22 protein-coding genes are annotated in these 19,424 nt (G+C 66.2%); 8 read left to right on the forward strand and 14 right to left on the reverse strand.

Going from position 1 to position 19,424, the window contains the following annotated elements; genetic code table 11:
• Nucleotides 1–154 precede the first annotated feature (154 nt).
• Genes QMK34_RS06285 through QMK34_RS06310 form a run of 6 tightly spaced genes read left to right on the forward strand, consistent with a single transcriptional unit; the run spans nucleotide 155 to nucleotide 7,376 of the window.
• The gene (locus QMK34_RS06285; protein WP_326412471.1) at nucleotides 155–2,341 is read left to right on the forward strand and encodes a B12-binding domain-containing radical SAM protein; all 2,187 of its coding nucleotides are present in this window, start codon (nucleotides 155–157) and stop codon (nucleotides 2,339–2,341) included.
• Nucleotides 2,329–3,234, forward strand: a complete 906-nt coding sequence (locus tag QMK34_RS06290) for a hypothetical protein (protein WP_326412473.1) — start codon at nucleotides 2,329–2,331, stop codon at nucleotides 3,232–3,234. The genes QMK34_RS06285 and QMK34_RS06290 overlap by 13 nt, the downstream gene beginning before the upstream one ends.
• Nucleotides 3,231–4,472, forward strand: a complete 1,242-nt coding sequence (locus QMK34_RS06295; protein ID WP_326412475.1) for a DegT/DnrJ/EryC1/StrS family aminotransferase — start codon at nucleotides 3,231–3,233, stop codon at nucleotides 4,470–4,472. Before QMK34_RS06290 ends, QMK34_RS06295 begins: the two co-directional genes overlap by 4 nt.
• Complete coding sequence (locus tag QMK34_RS06300; RefSeq protein WP_326412476.1) at nucleotides 4,469–5,821, forward strand: formyltransferase family protein; 1,353 nt, start codon at nucleotides 4,469–4,471, stop codon at nucleotides 5,819–5,821. Before QMK34_RS06295 ends, QMK34_RS06300 begins: the two co-directional genes overlap by 4 nt.
• Nucleotides 5,818–6,528, forward strand: coding sequence for a hypothetical protein (locus QMK34_RS06305; RefSeq protein WP_326412477.1), 711 nt, complete (start codon nucleotides 5,818–5,820; stop codon nucleotides 6,526–6,528). Before QMK34_RS06300 ends, QMK34_RS06305 begins: the two co-directional genes overlap by 4 nt.
• The gene (locus QMK34_RS06310; RefSeq protein ID WP_326412479.1) at nucleotides 6,525–7,376 is read left to right on the forward strand and encodes an endonuclease/exonuclease/phosphatase family protein; all 852 of its coding nucleotides are present in this window, start codon (nucleotides 6,525–6,527) and stop codon (nucleotides 7,374–7,376) included. The genes QMK34_RS06305 and QMK34_RS06310 overlap by 4 nt, the downstream gene beginning before the upstream one ends.
• A 24-nt stretch (nucleotides 7,377–7,400) precedes the next feature.
• Here QMK34_RS06310 and QMK34_RS06315 read toward each other — a convergent pair whose 3' ends face one another.
• Together QMK34_RS06315 and QMK34_RS06320 are read right to left on the reverse strand one after the other, a co-directional pair.
• On the reverse strand, nucleotides 7,401–8,000 hold the full coding sequence (locus tag QMK34_RS06315) for an NUDIX hydrolase (protein WP_326412481.1): 600 nt from the start codon (nucleotides 7,998–8,000) through the stop codon (nucleotides 7,401–7,403).
• A 154-nt stretch (nucleotides 8,001–8,154) separates the two neighbouring features.
• The gene (locus QMK34_RS06320; protein WP_326412483.1) at nucleotides 8,155–8,952 is read right to left on the reverse strand and encodes an endonuclease/exonuclease/phosphatase family protein; all 798 of its coding nucleotides are present in this window, start codon (nucleotides 8,950–8,952) and stop codon (nucleotides 8,155–8,157) included.
• Nucleotides 8,953–9,105: 153 nt separating this feature from the next.
• Here QMK34_RS06320 and QMK34_RS06325 point away from each other — a divergent pair, with 153 nt between their 5' ends.
• Nucleotides 9,106–10,068, forward strand: coding sequence for a hypothetical protein (locus tag QMK34_RS06325; protein WP_326412485.1), 963 nt, complete (start codon nucleotides 9,106–9,108; stop codon nucleotides 10,066–10,068).
• A 56-nt stretch (nucleotides 10,069–10,124) separates the two neighbouring features.
• On the opposite strand, the gene QMK34_RS06330 is transcribed toward QMK34_RS06325, so the two are convergent.
• The 12 genes from QMK34_RS06330 to QMK34_RS06385 form a co-directional block, all read right to left on the reverse strand.
• Nucleotides 10,125–11,003 carry a hypothetical protein gene (locus QMK34_RS06330; RefSeq protein WP_326412487.1) on the reverse strand — a complete coding sequence of 293 codons (879 nt, stop codon included), beginning with the start codon at nucleotides 11,001–11,003 and terminating at the stop codon, nucleotides 10,125–10,127.
• Between the two features lie 561 nt (nucleotides 11,004–11,564).
• Nucleotides 11,565–12,143 (reverse strand): hypothetical protein, encoded by a 579-nt coding sequence (locus QMK34_RS06335; RefSeq protein WP_326412489.1) that lies wholly within the window; start codon nucleotides 12,141–12,143, stop codon nucleotides 11,565–11,567.
• A 406-nt stretch (nucleotides 12,144–12,549) separates the two neighbouring features.
• Nucleotides 12,550–12,927, reverse strand: a complete 378-nt coding sequence (locus QMK34_RS06340) for a cupin domain-containing protein (RefSeq protein ID WP_326412491.1) — start codon at nucleotides 12,925–12,927, stop codon at nucleotides 12,550–12,552.
• A gap of 314 nt (nucleotides 12,928–13,241) precedes the next feature.
• Complete coding sequence (locus QMK34_RS06345) at nucleotides 13,242–14,177, reverse strand: aminoglycoside phosphotransferase family protein (RefSeq protein ID WP_326412493.1); 936 nt, start codon at nucleotides 14,175–14,177, stop codon at nucleotides 13,242–13,244.
• A 49-nt stretch (nucleotides 14,178–14,226) separates the two neighbouring features.
• Entirely contained in the window at nucleotides 14,227–15,162 is a 936-nt protein-coding gene (locus tag QMK34_RS06350) for an inositol monophosphatase family protein (RefSeq protein WP_326412495.1), read from the reverse strand.
• A 41-nt stretch (nucleotides 15,163–15,203) separates the two neighbouring features.
• Nucleotides 15,204–15,560 carry a hypothetical protein gene (locus tag QMK34_RS06355; RefSeq protein ID WP_326412497.1) on the reverse strand — a complete coding sequence of 119 codons (357 nt, stop codon included), beginning with the start codon at nucleotides 15,558–15,560 and terminating at the stop codon, nucleotides 15,204–15,206.
• A complete protein-coding gene (locus tag QMK34_RS06360) occupies nucleotides 15,548–15,985 on the reverse strand; it encodes an NUDIX hydrolase (protein WP_326412499.1) in 438 nt (145 codons plus the stop codon). Before QMK34_RS06360 ends, QMK34_RS06355 begins: the two co-directional genes overlap by 13 nt.
• Nucleotides 15,982–16,500, reverse strand: a complete 519-nt coding sequence (locus QMK34_RS06365; protein WP_326412501.1) for a hypothetical protein — start codon at nucleotides 16,498–16,500, stop codon at nucleotides 15,982–15,984. Before QMK34_RS06365 ends, QMK34_RS06360 begins: the two co-directional genes overlap by 4 nt.
• Before the next feature lie 213 nt (nucleotides 16,501–16,713).
• Nucleotides 16,714–17,718, reverse strand: coding sequence for a helix-turn-helix domain-containing protein (locus QMK34_RS06370; RefSeq protein WP_326412503.1), 1,005 nt, complete (start codon nucleotides 17,716–17,718; stop codon nucleotides 16,714–16,716).
• Nucleotides 17,708–17,905, reverse strand: coding sequence for a hypothetical protein (locus QMK34_RS06375; protein ID WP_326412505.1), 198 nt, complete (start codon nucleotides 17,903–17,905; stop codon nucleotides 17,708–17,710). The genes QMK34_RS06370 and QMK34_RS06375 overlap by 11 nt, the downstream gene beginning before the upstream one ends.
• A 117-nt stretch (nucleotides 17,906–18,022) precedes the next feature.
• The gene (locus QMK34_RS06380; RefSeq protein WP_326412507.1) at nucleotides 18,023–18,394 is read right to left on the reverse strand and encodes a hypothetical protein; all 372 of its coding nucleotides are present in this window, start codon (nucleotides 18,392–18,394) and stop codon (nucleotides 18,023–18,025) included.
• Between the two features lie 388 nt (nucleotides 18,395–18,782).
• Nucleotides 18,783–19,010: a hypothetical protein gene (locus QMK34_RS06385; RefSeq protein ID WP_326412509.1), complete on the reverse strand. Its 228-nt coding sequence runs from the start codon at nucleotides 19,008–19,010 to the stop codon at nucleotides 18,783–18,785.
• Nucleotides 19,011–19,164: 154 nt separating this feature from the next.
• Between QMK34_RS06385 and QMK34_RS06390 the strand changes: the two genes are divergently transcribed.
• A partial coding sequence (locus tag QMK34_RS06390; RefSeq protein ID WP_326412511.1) for a helix-turn-helix domain-containing protein occupies nucleotides 19,165–19,424 on the forward strand: 260 nt, incomplete at its 3' end.

The raw sequence follows: 19,424 nt of genomic DNA on the forward strand, positions 1-19,424 counted from the left end.
GAGCTTACCCGTCTTGGCACGCCTGGTCTTGTGTTGATGCAGGTTACGGGCGCGCGGACGATGGGACAGTCCGGGTGTGTCCGGCGTGCTTGTCGGCCACGGCCTCGTTCAGGTGTGCTAGGTATCCACGGCCCTTCCTGGTGGGGAGCACAAAATGCGCGCGTTGCACGACATCAGCACCTCGACGAACTCAGGCTGGTCGGCGAATTCTCCGTTCTACGGCCAGCTTGTCGAGGCAATTCGCGCCACCTCGGTGGATGGGGCCGTCGCGGACCACATCCTGGCCGCGCTGCCTGAGGTCCCCGAGACCGATCTAACCCGACTGGGCAGGCTCGTAGCGGACGTCGTGCCTGGCAGGTTCAGTCTCACGGGAGGTCTGGATCGTCGACTCCTGTTCGCCGAACGGGCCGCAGCGTTGGGCGGCTGGGTGGTCGCCGACCTGTCCGGACAGCCGCACAGTTCGCGTGAATGGCCGGGGTGGACGGGCGGTCGGGTGAATCTCGCCGAGCCGGACCGCTGGCTGTCCGTCGCCGAGTTATCAGGTGACGCCGCGGACCGGTTGGCACGCCCGAAGGTCCTGCTGACGTCGCTCTACCACCCGGAGTGGTTCCCCCTGCCTCGTTTCTCGTTGGCGATCCATGATCTTGCACGAGCGGCCCGGCTAACGCTGATGGGGCAAGTACGGTTGATCGACATGCAACTGGGCTCCTCGCTAGACGACATCACCCAGTGGGTCCATGATCACCGCCCGGACATCGTGGGAATCTCGGCCACGTTCGGCCAGCACGACCTGATGAGCGACCTGCTCGACCGGCTGGGCCGGATGCCTGTTCCGCCGCTGGTGCTCGCAGGCGGCAGCTTGACAGTGCGCAACGAGGCGATGCTGCTGGAGAAGTACCCGAGGCTGCTCATCGCCCGCGGAGCCGGCGAACCGACAATCGCTGACGCCATGGCGCACTTCCACGGCGACTGCGAGCTGGCGAGCATCCGCGGCATCGGTTATCGCGGAGCACCTCGCGGCAGGGCCATCGCGATCGGCAGCAGACCGAGGCACACTGCGGTGCAGCCGAACCGGCGCCAGGATGCCTTCTTGCCCGAGCTCGACCTGCTGGACGCCACCTTCGCGCGCAACGGTGTGGCGCAGTTGGAGATTTCCCGCGGGTGCACCAGCCACTGTTCGTTCTGTCCCCGTGGGCACAAGGGCTCCTGGTCCGGCGGCAACACTGACGGGCTGCCTTGGATGCTCGCCGAGATCGGCAAGGTCGCTGACCGGCACCCGACGATCTCGCGCACCCTGTACGTGGTCGACGAGGAGTTCATCGGCCGCGGCGAGGATGCCGTCAACCGGGCTCTTGACGTCGCGAGCACGATCAGCCGCGCGGGGTTCACGTGGGAGTCCTCGTGCAGGATCGACCAGGTCGTTCGGCCGGATCGCGATCGCGCCTGGCACCTGGAGCGCGCCTCGATGTGGCGCAGCCTGCTCGGCGCTGGCCTGCGCAGGATGCTGTTCGGCGTCGAGTCCGGCGTGACCTCGATTCTGGAACGGTTCGCCAAGGACAGCACAGCCGAGCAAAACGCCCTGGCGATCCGCACCCTGTCCGCCCTCGGGCTGCCGACGCGGTACACCTACATCACCTTCGACCACCTGATGACCGCCGACGAACTCGCCGCAAGCCACGCCTTCCAGGCCCGCATCGATCTGCTGCTGCGTCCACTGCCCGAGCTGTCGATCGAACAGATCGTGGACGGCGTCACCGACCCGGACTTCGTGGCCGAGCACGCGACCGGGCGGCCGTTCTACACCGAGATCTCCTACATGCTGGTCTCGATGGAGTGCCTGATCGGCGCCCCGTACACCCGCGCGGTGCAATCCCAGGGGCTCGCCGGTCCGGCGGATCCCGCGATGGGGCGGGTCGAGGCACAGTTCGCGGACTGGCGGATCAGTGCCTGTTCCCGCCGCGCGCAAAGGTGGGTCGACCGCCACTTCGCGCTCGACTACACCCTCAAGAGCCTGGAGAAGATCCTCGACGGCGTGCCCCGACGGCGCATGCGCAACGCGCGGGTCGTGCTCAAAGACGGCGCGTTCCGAGTGCTCACCGGAATGCTCGACCTCATCAATACCTACCGCCCAGACGTACCCGACCCTGGTCTTGATCTGGCACTGCTCACCCTATTGGATACGGCGGTCGGCGAGCTGGCCACGACGCTGTCGCTCACAATCGAGCACGTGCTTCCGACCCTGCCAGCAACCAGCAGGCATCTACTCGATCGCGAATTCACTCGATGGTGTGACGCCGAGGGGTGGCGCCTGATCAACGCGAACGACCCATGTGGCACCTGACCTCCACCGGCGCCCCAGGCGCCCTTCAGGATGCCGGAGCTGGTGTGTTGCCTCGCTCATCCGCCGTCACCACAATCGATGGTCGTGCCCTCCCTGGGTCACGGTCACTGCTGGGAGGAGCCGCGAACGTGTCTGGCCGCTTCATCGCGCTGGAAGGGACGGACGGAGTCGGCAAGACCTCCCTCGCGCGCCACCTCGCCGACATCGACTACGACACCGCCGTCGCCCGACTCGCAGCACACCTCCCGACGGAAGCGTGTGCCGGCTCGTTCGCGTTCGTCTCGCGGCGGCAGATCTCTACGACGTCGACCTACGCGGCCACGCTGATGGAGCACCTGTCCACCATGCTTTGGCGCAGTGGCGACGCCCCGGACCTCTCCGATGCATTCTGGGTGTCGCTGCAGGCCGCGTGGTTCACCGCGCATACCGAGACCGTCGTGGGGCCGTTACTCGATGCCGGGTTCGATGTCATCGTCGACGGTTGGTTGTACAAGTTCTTCGCCAAGCTGCTCCTCCAAGGATTTACCGAGCCCGATCTCGCCGTGATCTTCGACCGGGTACGGATGCCGGACGCGGTGATGTTGCTGCAGGCCGACGCTGGCGCGGTGTACGACCGCCGCCAGGATTTCCGGCCCGCCGAACTGGGGATGCACGCCAGCTACGGCGACCTCGACGACCTGGGCCGCGACACCTTTGTCGACTACCAGACCAAGACCGCTGTCAACCTTCAGGCGTTCGCCGAACGGCACGGCTGGCACACCGCGGAGCTCGACCCTGACGAGCCCATCCCCGCCACCGCTCGGCGACTCGCACCGATCATGGCCGCGCTTCGGACGCCGCTTGAACCTGTGTCGATAGCGGTTACGACGAGAAACGGAGAAGCCGCACGATGACCACGACCAGCCCGCTCGCCGCGCATGGCGGAACGAAAGCCCTGGACCTTCCGCAGCCGCACTACCAGTGGCCCGCCGTCACTCCCGAACTCGACGATGCGGTTCGCGCACAACTACACCGATCCCTGTCGGACCGGGACGCCTCTGGCGTAATCGGGGAGTTCGAGGCGGCCTTCGCCCGCTTCGTCGGAGCGCCGCACGCTGTGTCGTTCGCGTCCGGAACCTCGGCCATCCACGCCATGAGCCGCATCGCTGGACTACGACCCGGTGACGCGGTCCTCGCCCCGGCCTACACCTTCTTCGCCACGGCCACCCCCTTCGCCTACGACGGGATCGAGGTCCGCTTCGCCGACGCAGACCGCTACGGCAACGTCACCGCCGCGACTCTGGCAGAGAAACTCACACCTGCGGTCCGGGCGGTCATCGTCACACACGTGTGGGGAAACCCGTGTCCGATGGATGAGATCGTCGATTTCTGTCGTACCAATGACTTGGTGCTGCTGGAGGACTGCTCGCACGCGCATTTCGCGTCGTGGAAAGGGCGACGGGTCGGCACGTTCGGGGACATGGCCGTGTTCTCCACCAACCAGAAGGCGATCACCACCGGCGAAGGCGGAGTCCTTATCACCGGCAACGACCGCTACCGGGAGCTGGCTTTGCTGTTCGGGCATTACAACAAGCGCTGCCAGAAGGAGATCGACCCCAGTTCCGAGTACTACCCGTATGCCTTCACCGGGATGGGCCTCAAACACCGCATTACCACCCTGGGCGCCGCGATCGGTGTCCACCAACTCGACAACGCAGTCGACATCGAACGTCGCCGCCGCGCGGTCCTCGCCCGGTTTGCCGCGGGCCTGGCCGACAACCCGGTGATCGCTCCTGCGGTCGTGCCCGAGGCAGACGGGCAGCACGGCCTATACGTGCTCGGGCTGCGATTCAACCCCGAGAACGCCTCGGTCTCCCGCGACGAGTTCGTTGCCCTGTGCCAAGCCGAAGGCGCCGCTGAGGTAGACGCCCCCGGCTCGACTCGCGACATCAGCCCCGAGCCGCTGTTCGCGCGCCGTGATCCCTTCGCGCCGTGGGTACCCAGCACACCGCCGACCACCGAACTTCCGGGCGTGGCAAGGTTCGCCGACACCTTCATCAAGATCCCGCTGTGGGGCTACGAGGGCGACGAGCCGCTCGTGGCCGGCTACCTCGATGCCCTCGCCAAGGTGTCCGCCGTGGTCGCCCGATGACAGCCGCACCCGCCGCCGAGCAAGCCAGCGCACGCGGACACGGGGTGGCGCGCCACCCCGTGCAAGTCGACGTCGACGGCGACTTCACGCTCGACGACCTGCTGGCACTCCCGGAAGTCGGCCCCGCGCGCAGGATCAACGCCGCCCCGGCAACCCTGGCTGAGTTATGGCAACTTCACGCAGCCGACCACGCCGAACCGACCGCCGGTACTCACGGTGGCACGGTCGCCATGCAAGACACGCCGACTGAGGCCGACGCCGTCCTCCTCCACCGGATCGAAGCCAGCGGCCTGTTCCGACCGCCGGTCCGCGCGCAGGTCGCGGCCCTGACCCCCGACCTCGGCACGACCTGGCTTGCGCTGGCAGCGCGTTGGGTCGATCTCTCCCAATCCTGTGGCGACCTGCGTTTCCTCAACACGGCGTGCAAACTCACCGGTGCTATCTGGCTACACCACAACCGCTCCGACGGAGTGGGGCGGGAGCCAAACCTGACCAGTCAGGTCGCCGCCGTCGGGCGTCTGCTCGGTGAGGCCACCGATCGGCTTCGGCGCCGCCTGGCCGACCGCATCGTCCTCGCCGAGCCCGCCGGCCCCAGCGACGAGGCACTCTGCCCAGGTCGACTCGCGGGTGAGAGCCAGGCGCGGATCGCTGTGTTGGCAGGCTCTGGTTCGCGCAGCACCGGCCGTCTGGTGACCGCAGCGACCACCGCAGGGCTACCAATCCAGACCGTGTGTTGGTACACGCCCCCGCAGACCGGGCCAGCGGCATCGTCGAACTACTCCAGCGCTTGGTACCCGCCCGCCCCGCCCGACCATTCAGCCTCTCCCAGCCTGCCGAGCAACGTCCCCACCACCACGGCCGAATCGTGGGACGACGTGGCAGCAGCGATCCGCGCCGCCGACGCTGACGTCGTTCTCCTGGTCGGGATGCCAGTGGTTCCGGACCACGTACTTGGCGCCGCCAGGCTGGGTGTCCTCAACGCCCACAACGGCGCCCTGCCCACTCACCGCGGTATGGACGCTGTCGGCTGGGCAATACTCAACAACCAGCCAGTCGTGTGCAGCCTGCACGTGGCCCGGCCCATCGTCGACACCGGAGAGGTCATTGCAGCTCACCCGGTACCGATCACTCCCGCACATACGCTGGCAGCCCGAGTGAAATCCACCCAGCTCCGGCTCTTACTCGCCGGGGCCGCGCACGTCGCGGCCACGGGCACCTTGCCCGACCTCACCCCACAAACTGCTGCTGGCACCCAGTTCTACCGCCTGCATCCCCATCTCAAGAGGCTCCTGGACGCCTCGCCCTACGCCCTCGACGACAACCCGCAGTGGACGGTGACTCAGCCATGACAAGCCCGCCGCACCCCAGCTTCACCCAGCTTAGGCAGATCGACTGGAACGACACCACGTCGATCTTGCGTGGCTGCACACCGCTGTTCGAAGCACTGGCCCACGAGCCCGCCCTGCTCGCCGGGCTCGTCGCGCAGGTCGCCGACGACCCGCACCTGGCCGAGATGTGCGAAGGCTACGACTTCATGCACAAGCTCGTCCTCTTTGACGCCGCCGACCTCAATGTCCGGCTCCGGCTGCATGTCTACCAGGCGGGATTCTTCGACCGGCCCCACAACCATCGGTGGAGCTTCGCCAGCCACATCCTGCGAGGCGGCTACACCCACCGCATCTTCGGCCGCGATGATCAGTTCAACGAGGACACCGACCCCGACAGCCTGCTCCCCATTCACGAACGGCTCGAACAACCTGGCTCGGCCTACGCCCTGCACTACACCAGCGTGCACACCGTCCAAGCCGAGGCCGACACCATCTCCCTGCTCGTGCGCGGCCCGTCCGCCAAACAGCGGTTCCTGATCCTCGACGCCGCTGCAGGCGGCTTCTTCTGGGTCTATGGCGCAGCTCAAGAATCACGCGAACAGCGCGCCAGCAAACGCTTGACCCCCGACCAACTCACCACCACCATCACCCGCATCCAACGCCTTATCGCGGACCTCGACCCGGCGAGTCAATCCGCAACCCTCGAGGAGAAGGTAGAGGCACCGTGAGCGACGACGACGCTTGGCAGGGCATGCTGTTCGGCGCCACCTCTGCCGAGGGCGAGACCAGTGAGGATGGCCCAGTCGATGAGTTGCGCGTGTGCGCGCTCAACGTCAACAGCCCCAACCCGAGCCGCGCACAACGCATCGTCAACTGGCTGCTGGCGACCAAGAGCAACACGCTGGTGCTCACTGAGATGCAGCCCTCCGAAGGAGGCCGCCACATGCTGGCCGCTCTCGACGCGGAGGGATTCACCACCACGTGCCCGCCAGGATGGAAAGACACCCGGTACTTCACCGCCGTCGCCACCCGAGTCGTCAAGGCCACTCCGGTGCAGCCAGCCGGGTTCGATCCTCGTATCAGCGCGGTTGACCTCGCCACCGACGCCACGACTGTGCGCCTCGTGGGTCTCTACGGCCCCACCAACGGCATGAGCGCAGAAAGCAGCCACCGCCGCCGCGAATTCCAGAGTCAATTCCTCGACTACCTCGCCGAGATCAACAATTCAACGCTGTGCGTGGTGGGCGACCTCAATGTCGTCGAACCCAACCACCGCCCGCACCTTCCCGCCTTCGAAGACCACGACTACGCCTTTTACACCGCTCTGCTCGCGCTTGGCCTCCGCGATGCCTACCGCGAACTCAACCCCGCCGGCGGCGACCACAGCTGGCTCAACCCCCGCTTCGGCAACCAACGCCTCGACCACAGCCTCGTCAGCACTGGTGCAGGGGAAATCCGAGTTTGCGGGTACGATCACACCACCCGAAGTGACGGCTTGAGCGATCATGCCGCCCTGCTCACCACCATCGGGCTGCGTACAGACCGTGCGGGGGCGAGCGGCCATGGCACCTGGTGAGCAACGGCCGCTCAAGGTGGGAGGCTAGCCAACCAGAGCTGGGGTGCCCAGGCGGGCCAAGAGCTTGTCACGGAAGCGCGCCATGTGCGGATCGAACCGGTCTTGCGCCCACTCCGCAGGGTTATCCAGGGCGAACCAGCGGACATCGTTCGCTTCTCGGGGGTCCGCCACGATCTGCATGTCCTGATCGGCGGCCAGCACGAACCAGAACGACACGTCTGTATGGCTGTGCTCTCCGCGTGTCTTCGTGACCGTCAGGAACAGCGGCTCATCCCCGAATCGTGAGTGGAACTCACCGTCGATCCGCAACTCCTCGGCGGCTTCCCGCAGCACCGTCGTACGCGGGTCCTCGCCGTCGTCAACGTGACCGCCGGGGAAAAGCCACAGCCCCGCCTTCACATGATCGACTAGCAAGACCGAACGTCGCGCGTCATCCAACAGGGCAAAATAGACACACAGGTGTTTATCGGGCGTAGCCGGTCGAGCGATTCGGAACAACGGCGCGCCCGATCGGATCCACTGCACCGTGGCTGCCCTGTCCTGGACCTCGTGTTCGTCGAGGGGGGTCACACCTGCTACCAGGTCGTGCACCACATCGCGCGGATCCTGACCTGCCACCGTCATCTTCGAAGCCCTCCGCCACGTTCGCGCTCAGTTCGAGTCACTGCTCCCGGCAGCGACGTTTGCCGACGCCCGAGGGCGCGTGGCGGACCCTAGCAGCGCCCCGGTCTCAACTCGCGAAGCACACGCCGCCCCTCGTCACGTCGACACGGAGGGCTCACGCGGCCGCGCTGGTCAGGTCGAGTGCCAAAGTCATAGCGGAGTGGTCGGTCAGTCCGTCCGTTCGCACCGAATGGTCGTATCGGCAGGCGAGCACCGCAGTACGGTGCGCTCGGCTCACGAAGGTGTGGTCGAACCGGTACCCGTTACGTGTACCGTCCGCCGAAGGCCGACCAAACCACGAGTAGTCCATAGCGGTCGGCTCTGTGATGCGAAACGCATCGTCGAATCCCGCCCGGCCAAATGCACGATAAAAGTCGTATTCCCATTCGCCGAATACTGGATAGCGTGGATCGTGGGCTGGTTCCAGAACGTTGAGATCGCCGCTAATCACGACAGGCCCAGGCACGTCAAGTGCCGCTTCGATAGTTGGCAGCACGGTCATGACTCGTTCTTGAAAAGCGCGTTTGTCTTGGTTGCGGCGAGCTGCCGGGCCTCGTGAGGGTACGTAGAGGCCGGTAACACCGATCTCACCCGCCGGTAGAGCGACCCGTGCGGCGACACAGCGATGCCCCATTGAGCCAGCACCCACGTCGACACTTGCCAGCTCGACGCCTCGGCCCGCCACAAGCACTCGATATCGATCATTCTCAGACGGCTTCGGAAGCGCCACCCCGAAGCCGTCGTCCGCAAGCACCTTAGCCAGTTCGCCGCCTGACTCCCCTGCCGACACCTCAGTCAGAATAAGGACATCAGCACCACAATCAACCAACCACGCGGCTTGCCGACGAACCCTCGCAACGCTGGCTCGCTGGACATTGCACGTGAGCACCTGGATCTCGCGAGTTCGGCTCATAGTGGACCCGACTTTAACGCGGGCGTCGTGCGCGTAGCTCGGACGCTGCACCGTTGATCCGGACTTCACTCGTCACCGTGACACGTGCGAGGTGTGTCCGCCAGCGAAGACTCCAGATCGTAGGATCTGCTTTCACCGTCGCTGAGGAGCTCGATGTCCAGTACAAGCCGGTCCTATCTGGCGTTCGTGCCCCAGTACGCGCCGGACGCCCACGCGGTATTGGCCATCGTCGACGGCGGTGATGGTCCCGAAGCCGAGGCCCTGGTCAGCTTGCTCGACGCCCCGTCGGCCACCGTGCTGGCGTCGGCACTCAATGGCGTGCTGCTGCACCAGGTCACCGCCGAGCGGCACCTGGAAGCGGTGCTGAGAGGCGCATCCGTCTCGGCACGGAAGACGATCTCCGCGTTGCTGCCTGTCCTGACCGCTGCGACTGATGATCCCGAGGCCCCGCGTGTGGCCAGGCAACTCCCGACGGCCGGCGACGGCGGCTTTCTGCTGTTCCCGACGACCAACTGTCCCGGCCGGTGCGAGGTGTGCGGGACGTGTCGCGACGACTGCGGCGAATGCCCAGAATGCGCGGACGCCGGGTGCGAGATCTGCCTCCCAGTGACTGTGACGCCGCGGACGGCCGCGGTGCTCGGTCACGCGCTGGCCCTCCTCGCCGACGAGGCATACGACTACGTCTACCGGACGAGGATGAGCCGCGACGGAGCGCCCGGCCCGTTGGGTGCGGTGCTGCCCTGCGTCACTGACCAGGACGAGTGGTTCCTGCGCCGCTACGCCCGCGCCTTCGACGACCTCAACTCGGATCTCCAGGTCGGGCGGTATCCCACACCGACCTGCACGGCCGAGGAGATCGCGCTCGACCTGGCGATCCAGGACGCCGAGCGGCTCTACCACGACGAACACGAACTCGTCGCCGACTTGGAGTCCGATCTCCCGGCCTCGCGATCTGACTACGACTGGGACACCCTGCAGGACGTCCTGTTCCAGGACAAGGACTACGAAGGTCTGCTCAGCGACCGGATGCAGCTCGCATGGGACGAGGCCGAGGGGTGGTTCGAGGAGTTCGGCAACATCCCTCCGCGCGATCGCCATCGTGGGTTCCGCCGGTAGCCGTCGCCCTGATTCGCGCGGCACGGTTCCACCTCTCGTGGACGACCAGAGTTTGCTCACAGTTCGACGTTGTCGAGTGCGAAGTGTTCTCTATCCCACTGCCGACGTAATGCGAGCAGGCCGGCCCGGTTGAGAACCGTGACCTCGGATCTAGCGTCGTCTGCGGTACGGGCGACCATGCCCAGCGACTCCAGGAAGGTGAGCGATCTACGGAGCCGCTGGGTGCTGTAACAGCCTTTCTGTCTCCTTGCTGCTGTCTTCGCGGCTGTAGATTCCAGCAGGTCCGGAGTCCGCTGTCTCCACCGCTCGACAAGCTGGGCGCGGTCGCAGGAGGGCTGGGCGTGATCGGTGATCTCCAGGAGCAGGTCGGCGACGTCCACGGTTTCGCCGGAGAACTGCGACCCTCCGAGCTGGATGGAACCGTCCTTGATGCGACGGGCCGCGCCTCGACGGCCGCGTTCAGCAGCCACCGCCTCCGCGAGCCGGTAGCTGGTGTCACCTGCGGTAGGCCACGAGAGCAGGCGCAGCCGAGCCCATAGAGCGGTGTCGGCCAGCGACTCCTCTCCGGCGTGCGCTTGGCGGTGGTCATCGACGGCTATCGCCAAGGTAAGCAGCGCGTACCGCAGCGATTCCACGACGGTGTCGCGACGGACCTGGCGGACCCGGTCGGCTGTCATGTCGAGGTACTGGTGCAAGACGGTGTTGAACAGGTTGGCGCGTTCACGCCAGTGGGTGTACTCGCGGTACCTCTCGGCGTACTCGACAGCTGTGAGCAGGCCAGCGTCGCGCTGGCATTCGGCAAGTCTGATTCCGTCGCGGCGGCGTACCGACCTCCGGCCGGAGCTGGCTACGAGGGTCGTCAGCGCGCGATAGGTCTGCGAGACACGGCCGTCGGCCAGCAAAGCTTCCCAATTGCCCCGGTGGGACAGTGCCAAGGCGTTCCGTACGTATTCCTGGGCGGCTGCGTCGTTGTTTGAGTCATATGGAAGTGGGTGCGGCATGGGGGCTCTCAGGGGTAGACGGTCCGGTTGCTCGGTGCGGCGCGTTTCCAGAGGCTGCGGCAGGCTGGCCGCCGCGCGGTTCAGAGTTCCGGCGGCGGGGGTGTCCCACACGTGGACTCGATTGCCGACCACGAAAGGCTTGTCCGCAGAGCCCTTGATGTGGGCTGGCACGACCCGTTCCTCGTGCTCACAGCCAGCCTCGGCGTGTGCCCGAGGGTTGAGGCAGGTGTTGCGCCGGTCGGGGCGCAAGCGCCAGCGGCGGTTCCACTGTGGTGCGCGGCGGCCGTGGGATCCCGCCACGTCCTCTGCGCTGGCCTGCGTTGAAGGCCGGTGGCGGGTGTGTACCCGGACGAGTTGGACTGTGCCGGTGCCGGTGATCTGGCCTCGTGGGTCGCGTTTCTGGGCTGGGCGGGGGCGCGAAACGGTGTCGGTTTCGGTGAGCTGGGCGTTGCCTATCTGGCTCATCAGCTGCCAGGCTGTGTAGACGATGTGGCACTACTGGCCGCCGTCGTCCGGGTCGGGCTGCGGCCGAGGTCGACCGACCTGCAGCATCGAAAGGGGCGAGATCGGCAAGAGTCCAACTCGACCAGGACACGGCCACGACCGGGAAGACGACACGGTGGTCGGCATCAATACCAGGAACGGTGTGAAGAACGGACCTGCCATTGTCTCGGCGAACGGGTAGTCGACGTTTCCGATGGGTTGAGCGAACAGCATCAGCCCGGCTTCGGCGGGCATCCGGCGCGCCATGACCGACTCGGCGCAGGGGGTGGCCGCGGCGGCGAGCGCGAGCGAGGTCATGTCCGCATCCACCCAGAACAGCTCCGCCTCGCCCAAGCGACGATGCTCTCTGAGGGCCAGGACGCGACCCGCTTCCTCCTGGGCGGCAACCGTACGCGACGGCGGACCGCTGACCAACGGGAACAACGGGCTCGACCCGCCGATGACGCGCATCGTGAAGGCGGCCTGCTGTATGGGGTGCAGCATTTGCTCGCGCATATGAAGTCGTAGGTCGGGCAGTTCGTCCGGGCCGGGCGCGATCCAGGCGCCTGTTGTTGCTGACCTGACGGTCATGTTTTGCTCCTCGCTTCACCTGGTGCTTTCGCGAGATCGCCACGGTCGGGCCTGTCCGAGGTTGGACAAGGTGCTTGCCGGCTTTGCCCGGCCGGCGAGAGCTTTCGGTCACCAGGTGGGTGGGTCACAATCGGTTGGGAGCGGTGTTGTCGTGTCGAATTCCAGTGCGGGGTCGACCTCGTCGAGGTCGTCGTGCCACAGATTCGGCAGGTGCAATACATTGGTGGCTTCGGGGTCGAGCGCACGGCGTCGCGTGTTGAGGTCGTCGAGGCGTTCGCGCGCGATTCTGTCCTGCGCTGGAGATCGCGCAGGCCGTAGAATCGTTTGCCGACGACGTCTCCATGGCCACAAGGGGTCTGCCCGCGCCGTCAGGTCACGAGCGCGAGTGAGTGCGCGACGTGGACAACTACGAGGCCCAGTCGACCGAGATCGGCCCGGTCGACCAGAGGATGAACTCGCAGCCGCGTTCCGGGTCGGCTTCCTCGGGGCCGTAAGCGTGTCCTGCGTGTACCCCGCGGAACTGGCCCGCACTGATCCAGCCTTCGTCGCCGAACCGGATCCTTCCTTGGGTGACGTAGTAGGTCGTGGCGAAGGGGTGGCTGTGCACCGGCGCGGTGAAGCCGGGAGGGAATTTCGCGTAGAAGAGGTTGGGGTTCACGATTTTGAGCTGGGCGGCCAAGTCACCGCTCGGAAGATGTTCGTCCTCGTAGGCCGTCCACGGCACGGACGCGAGATCGACTGCCCATACCGGTTCGACAGCTGTGGTGTCATTGTTCTCATTCATGGCTACTTTTTTTCCTTTCACAGTTTTCGGAGTCCTTTCAGGACCCGATTCATGAGGTCACGGCTGGCTTCTTGTTGAACTCGCAGCGCCCTGGCGGCAGCGGCGCGCTCGGCCTTCACATCGACTGCTTCGCGCGGTGGAGGATCGAAAAGGTCACCTATGCGCGGGAGGTACTTAGTCAGCGACTCACTGTCGGCGAGAGCGGGATTGCTCGTTGCGGGAACGGAGTTAGTCTTCGACTGGCCTGGTATTTGCGGTGTTGCCCCGGTGGGTTCCATCCACGGGAAGGAGTGCCCATGGGACAACGGTCCTCCTTAAACGAAGTCGTGGGTCATCAGGTCACGCACGCGTGCGTGCTGGGCGTCGAACTCGTCGGCTCGGTCGTCGCGACGCTTCCACAGCACGCTGAGCCAGCGCAGTGCGACGGTGCGCTGAGCGGCGAGGAACCGCCGGCAGCGGTTCTCGTCGTTGATACCGAGGTCAGGCAGCAATGAGATCCACCAGGCGTCGTCAATGGCGCGGGCACTGAGATGTTCGACGAGTTCCGCGGCGTCGTAGGCGGTGTCGCTGTAGCCGGCGAACTCCCAGTCGACCACACGGGCATCTGTGCCGTCCCAGAGCCAATTCAGCAAGTTGGAGTCGCCTCGGGAGAAGATCCTTGGGGCCGGTTCGAGGAGTATCTCGGCGTCGCCGTGTGCACTCCAGGCATCCAGTAGCAGCTGCATGTCATAGGTGTGCGGGTCGTCGGCGTGATCGTCGAGTTGGCCCGACCACGTGTCCATGAGCCGTTGCACGACGTCCTTCGCCGAGCCGATCCGTGGTGTGTTCGTGAACGGCCCAACCTGGACTGTGCGCAACTCGGAAAGAACACCGGCCACACCGCGCAGTGCGCTGGCCGGTTCGCCGAGGTCGGGCAACGCCCGACCAGGCAGCATAGTCATGGCGACCGCAGGAAGTTCCGGGTCGGGGTCGTGCCACAGCGGCTGTGGTGCGGCCGTGATCCCCGACTCAGCGAGATGGACGAGGGCCTGATACTCACGGGCGGCGCGATCGCGATTGTCGGCCCTGTACAGCTTGAGGCAGACCTCACCATCGGGGCCGTCCCAGGCGAAAACTCGGTTTTTGCGGCCTCCGGTTAAACGGCGAAGACGCAGTCCAGGAAGGTCGTCGCCGAGCATGTTCGGACCGCGCCGGTGGAAGATCCGCAGTTCGGCGAGCAGGGCGGCTGGTATCGATACGGCTTGTAGCACAACGGTTTCCTTGCACTTAGTGATGGGTGATTGTTCGGATAGCGCGTGTTCATATCCGTGCGGAAGCGTCGCTACGTGAGGGCCGTACTGGACTTGGTCCGTCGCCCGCAGCAGGCGGAAATTCGTCTTCGGACGACGCGCTCATGCGACTACCTACGCCGGTCTGGTCACTCTCAGACCAGAACCGGCTGCCGCGCAGGACATGCAGCAAGGGCATCAGTTCCTCGCGCAGTCCTGGGCTGGTGGCGATCGCGCAGCGGGAGAGCACGGAGTGCGGGCTGGCGTCGGAGTCGAGAACGAGGGCTCCGGCCTCACGGGCGATGACGGCGCCCGCTGCGGTGTCCCAGGTGCGGTTGCCGAGCAGAATGCAGGCGTCGAGGGTTCCGTCGGCGACCCACACCAGGTCGAGCGCGGAGGAACCGTACCGGCGAAGCCCCTGCGCGCGTGCGGTGATCGCGTGATCCACGGACGCGCACAGCACGTCGCGCAAGCCAGCGTCGGGGCCGCTGCCGTAGTCGCTGAACCCGATCAGGGCTTCGTTAAGCCTGGTAGTGCTCGACGACGTGATCGGCTCGTCGTCGCGGAACGCTCCGTGGCCGTCGGTGGCCGAGTAGCGATGGCCGAGGAAGGGCAGAGCGGTGACCCCGAGAACCGGTTGTTCGCGGTGGACCAGGCCGAGTGCGATCGCGCATAGCGGGTTGCCGTGCTGGTGGTTGATCGTGCCGTCGATGGGGTCGAGCACCCAGTAGGTTTCACGGTTTCCGGTCGTTCCCGTCTCCTCGCCGAGGAATCCGACGTCATCACTGCCGGTGCTTGTGAGGCGCTGGCGGACCAGATGCTCGACGTTCTCGTCCACCTCCGACACCGGTTCGCGGTCGCCCTTGTAGCGGATCTCGCGTGGAGGGTGGTGAAGCACGTGCTCCACCGCGAGGTCGATCGCGGCGTGGGCGGCGGTCAGAGCGGAAGTAAGGTCAGGCGGCGACATGGTCCCCCTCTCGAGTTGTTGCTGACGTGCGGCAAGGGTGGTCAGGCGATGCGGAGCATCGAGGTCTGTGCGACCACGAGGCGCGGTGCGAGTCGATCGCTGGGCGGAGGCAGCGTGATCAGCTCGTCGACGATCTCGTCGAGCGTGCCGTCCTGTTGCCAGGTGATGCCCCCGGTGTGGTCGGTGCGCAGGCCGCGAGCGTCGGTGGTGTAGCGCACGCGCAGGGCATCCGCCCACCCTCCCGGCCACGTGCGGACGCTGTGGACTTCGATGACCGTGCCGCCTGCGTCCAGGGTGGGCAGGAAGATCCAGCCCGCGTCCCGCAGGTCGATGAGGCGTTGCAGCGCGGGGAACTCCGCCAGGGCTGCCGTGTGTTCCGATGGGTTCACAGCGTCCATGCCCGCCAGGGGTGTTCCGCCGACAGCGTGCCCGCGATCAACTCGTCTCGGACCGCGTGGGGACGAAGCGGCGAGAGTTCGTGCTCGTCGGCCCACCGATGTGGCTGAGGTGACGATTCTGCGGTGAGGTCGGGGGCGGTGAGCGTCACGTCGAACAGGAAGGTCACCTCGGAGGTAGGGGGCACGCCGGGTTTACTGGTGCCGTGTTCGACGACGGTGCAGAAGTCCAGCTCGGCGATGGTCGCGCCGAGCTGATCGAACAGGGACCTGCGGAGCGCCTGCTCGACGGGTTCTCCGGCACGGACAGCACCGCCGGGTAGCTCATCGTGGTCTGGGTACTCGATGAGGAGCAGGCGGTCGTTCTGCCCGATGAGGGCGTAGGCCCGGACGCGGGGGCCGGTGGCCGGGGTGTCGAGTTCGCTCATCGTGGACCGCCTGTCGTTGGGGGATGTCTGGGGTGGCGAGCAAACGCCCGGCGGTGAACTTCTGGCCGGTGAACTCGGTCGTGGTGACGTCGGCGGCCACGGTTGTCCTCCCACAGCAGCGTGTGGAGCCGGGTCGACAGGTTCCAGCGGCGTGCCAACACGGGATCGGCCAGCATCCGCATCCGCGTCAGGACGGTGGCGCTGTCCGTGCCTTCTGGCATGACCCACACCGGGTGAAGGCCGTAGGTGTCGACCAGTTCCTGGAACTCGTCCAGATCGTCGAGTTCTTGGACGACGAACTTCCAGATGACGTTCCCGCCGCCGGCGAGGCCACGCAGTACCGCGGGGCGGATACGTTGATGGTGGCGCAGCCCTGAATGCGCGAGCTTCGGCGAGACGTTGAACCGTGTCGCCGCCGACGTGATCATGTCCGTGGGCGCGATGGTGCCGGACGTCTCGATCTCGATGTCGGTGGCGAGCGCACGCTCCCGGATCGCGCACACCAGCCGCCCCAACGATCAATCGCGCATGACGCCCGGCCGATGTGGACGTCTGCCGGGCATGGAAACGCGGTTTCGTCGTGAGGATCAGATACCCGTCTTTCTTCCACGGTTGCGTCGCATGACGGGCGGCGAGCAGGAAACACTGGTGTGTAGGCAATCGATGGTTCGGTATCCCGGGCCGCAGCGCGTTCACGTTATCGTCGACACCCACCTGGTGGTTGCTACTCACGTGCCCACCTCCATGTCGTCGTGTGTGTCCGCGCGCAGTGTCGCCATGAGTTCCTCCACCGTCAGGCCGCACTGCGCCGCCATCGGTTGCAGCGCGGCTCCGGGTACCAGAATGTTGACTCTCGCTTTGGGCGTGGCCGCGGCGATCCTCAACCGCGCCCAGTCCCGCAGCGGCGCCAACGCAGGGTTCGTCGTGGCCGCCAGGGCCGACATGTCGACGCGCAGATTGAGCCCCGCCCGTGACCCGATGGCCATCGCGTCGAAAGCCTTGTCCAGCAATTCACCGGGCCGGATGCCCAACGCGCCGCAGCATTGAATAAGCCTGCTGAGCGGAAGGTTCCTGGTCCCCAGCTCGTACGTCGTCAGTGTCTGAACGCTGACGTCCAGGTTCCCTTGGGCGATCAGGTCCTTGCGGGTCCACCGCAGCGCTTCTCGGCGTGCTCGCAGAGCGTCCCCGACAGCGTTGGCGAATGCTTCGGCGTGCTGAGTGGTCACCGGGTACTGGGTGGCCGGAGCCTGCGCCGCCTGCGGGGCGACCCGCGGACCGAACTGCACTGGCCGGGAAGTCGCGCCCGCCGGGACGACGCGTACGGGGGTGGAGGGTGTGCTATCGGCCACCCCCCTACGCGGCTGCATCGCTGTCCCTGCGCAAGCAAGTTCGTCCTGCTGGGTTGTGTCAGCGGCGTCATTGACCCCAGCCAAGTCGCGCAGCTTGACATCTGCCTCGGAGCTGGCTTTCGCGTCCGTCTCCGAAGGCGTCCGGTCCTCGGGTGGCCGCCCGGTTCGGCGAATGTCCGTACCGGTCGAGCGGATCAACCGAAGCGCGGTCGACAGGTGCAGTCCGTGCTTTCGAGCCAATGTACCGACTGACGTGGTGCTGGCGAGGTAGTCGGCCGTGACGCGCAATGCCCAGTCCCGCCGGTATCCTTTATCGGCCAGTACGGCGGACGTCGGCAGGTTCGCCAGCGCCCAGTCGAGGTCGCGCGGTTCGTCACTCGTCATCAGGACACCTCAAAACGACGTCGATCACCCGTAGGCCCGAAACCGGTCCGTTCTGGTGACGAATCTCGCGGGCTGGTTCGTCGTCGCCAAAGCCGGTCGTGGTGCGCGCCGCGAACGCGAAGGGCGGCCGGTATCTTCCGCTCATTCCCATCACTAGCGCGTCGGTGTAAGTGCCGACCTTGCGCAAGCAGAACCTGACGCCATGCATGTCGGGGGGACATCTCAAACCCGTCGGCGACGGCTCGGGCTTCGGCAGCGGCGAACGCCGCCTCGTCCTCGGGTTCGAGAACGATCGCGAGGTGGGTCATGACGCCACCCTGTGGTGCAACAGACGGCCGTGCAAAAGCCGGTGCAGTGTGCCGTGCCGGCGGTGGCTTGCCCGTGCCCTCTGCCGGGGGATGCCCGCGAGGGCGCACAGGTCGGCCACGTCCCGGGGCACCTCGCCCAGGTCGATCCCAGGTTCCGGCGCGGCGGTCAACGCCCGCAAGCAACGGATGCAGGCCCGGCCACCCGGGCTCGTCGTCGGCAACAGGTCGACCGCGTGCCCGCACACAGCGACCATCGCCACCGTGGGGTCTTTCCGCCATGCAGCGAACGCCTCATCAGCGACGAGGTGCTCACGGTAATCCACCCCGGACGTGAAGGGGCTGGTAAACAAGCGATCAGGCTGCGTCATGTCGGGTCCTGGGCATCGTCGGTGCAGTGCAGGGGTGGAACGGCAGCGGGGGCGGGCGAGGTCGGGGAGGCTCGCCCGTCCCCGCCGCCGGGCATGTGGTGGCGGCAGGCCGACGCGGGAGACCGTCCGGGGTATCGAGGGGCGCAGGCCCCGGCGCTCGAACCGCATCGACCCGCCGCCACATGCCCCCGGGAGATCCGGCCCCCGGGGTGGTCGTGGCGCTAGGTTTTTCGAGCCGATCGGGACGCGACGCACCTGGGCTGGTGGCTCCATGAGCGCGCATTGCCACCAGGGGGCGGGGTCGTCAGGCAGGAGCGATTCGTTCGCGAGAAGTCCAGGCGGTAGTCGAACGGCGTCGACGGGGGTTGATGATCGTCGCGGGTGATCGTCATATCTGATCCTCGGGAAGGCTCTGTTGCAAGGTCATCGTGGTGCTGTGGATCAGCTCGACCATCGCCAGTCGGGGCAGTAGTGCCACGTCAGTGCCGTGTCCGACCAAGACCGCACGTTTCAGTCCTTCGGTTGTTTCCAGCACACCGACCACCACCTGCGTGGTCGCACCGTCGAGCGTGCGGGCTGGGATGATGAGACGTGATCGCCATCGGAGTACCGGCATCGTTCCCCTCCTCGCTACTGTCACAGAGGACCGCATCACGTGATCCTTGACGATGCCAGCGATGCGCATCACTGTCAACAGCTGGAACGCGTGTTTGCAGGGTTCGATTGGGTGATGTCAACCGAGAGCACCACGCTGCTCTACGATGTGATGCATGGCTGGCATCACCTCCAGGCAACCACTGCCTGCCCTCGGCGAGGCGATCCGCATAGCGCGGGATGCGCGCGGCGTTTCGCAGCGCAAGTTGTGCGCCGACATCGGCAAGAGCGCCGGTACCGTGTCACGACGGGAGACCGGCGAACGCAGGCCGACGCCTGACGAGGTTGCCCTGGTCATCGACGCGCTCAAAATCGACGGCGACGAAGCCGAAGAGCTTCTCGCGCTCGCGACTGGAGCAGGCCAGCCGCGGAGGTT

It is taken from the genome of Amycolatopsis sp. H20-H5, from assembly GCF_035828755.1.
Classification (GTDB): domain Bacteria; phylum Actinomycetota; class Actinomycetes; order Mycobacteriales; family Pseudonocardiaceae; genus Amycolatopsis.

Bases quoted from the DNA above. Each gene is read 5' to 3' on its own strand.
- QMK34_RS06285 (WP_326412471.1), top strand. From the start codon at position 155: ATGCGCGCGTTGCACGACATCAGCACCTCGACGAACTCAGGCTGGTCG.
- QMK34_RS06290 (WP_326412473.1), top strand. From the start codon at position 2,329: ATGTGGCACCTGACCTCCACCGGCGCCCCAGGCGCCCTTCAGGATGCC.
- QMK34_RS06295 (WP_326412475.1), top strand. From the start codon at position 3,231: ATGACCACGACCAGCCCGCTCGCCGCGCATGGCGGAACGAAAGCCCTG.
- QMK34_RS06300 (WP_326412476.1), top strand. From the start codon at position 4,469: ATGACAGCCGCACCCGCCGCCGAGCAAGCCAGCGCACGCGGACACGGG.
- QMK34_RS06305 (WP_326412477.1), top strand. From the start codon at position 5,818: ATGACAAGCCCGCCGCACCCCAGCTTCACCCAGCTTAGGCAGATCGAC.
- QMK34_RS06315 (WP_326412481.1), bottom strand. From the start codon at position 8,000: ATGACGGTGGCAGGTCAGGATCCGCGCGATGTGGTGCACGACCTGGTA.
- QMK34_RS06320 (WP_326412483.1), bottom strand. From the start codon at position 8,952: ATGAGCCGAACTCGCGAGATCCAGGTGCTCACGTGCAATGTCCAGCGA.
- QMK34_RS06325 (WP_326412485.1), top strand. From the start codon at position 9,106: ATGTCCAGTACAAGCCGGTCCTATCTGGCGTTCGTGCCCCAGTACGCG.
- QMK34_RS06335 (WP_326412489.1), bottom strand. From the start codon at position 12,143: ATGACCGTCAGGTCAGCAACAACAGGCGCCTGGATCGCGCCCGGCCCG.
- QMK34_RS06340 (WP_326412491.1), bottom strand. From the start codon at position 12,927: ATGAATGAGAACAATGACACCACAGCTGTCGAACCGGTATGGGCAGTC.
- QMK34_RS06350 (WP_326412495.1), bottom strand. From the start codon at position 15,162: ATGTCGCCGCCTGACCTTACTTCCGCTCTGACCGCCGCCCACGCCGCG.
- QMK34_RS06355 (WP_326412497.1), bottom strand. From the start codon at position 15,560: ATGGACGCTGTGAACCCATCGGAACACACGGCAGCCCTGGCGGAGTTC.
- QMK34_RS06360 (WP_326412499.1), bottom strand. From the start codon at position 15,985: ATGAGCGAACTCGACACCCCGGCCACCGGCCCCCGCGTCCGGGCCTAC.
- QMK34_RS06370 (WP_326412503.1), bottom strand. From the start codon at position 17,718: ATGACGAGTGACGAACCGCGCGACCTCGACTGGGCGCTGGCGAACCTG.
- QMK34_RS06380 (WP_326412507.1), bottom strand. From the start codon at position 18,394: ATGACGCAGCCTGATCGCTTGTTTACCAGCCCCTTCACGTCCGGGGTG.
- QMK34_RS06385 (WP_326412509.1), bottom strand. From the start codon at position 19,010: ATGCCGGTACTCCGATGGCGATCACGTCTCATCATCCCAGCCCGCACG.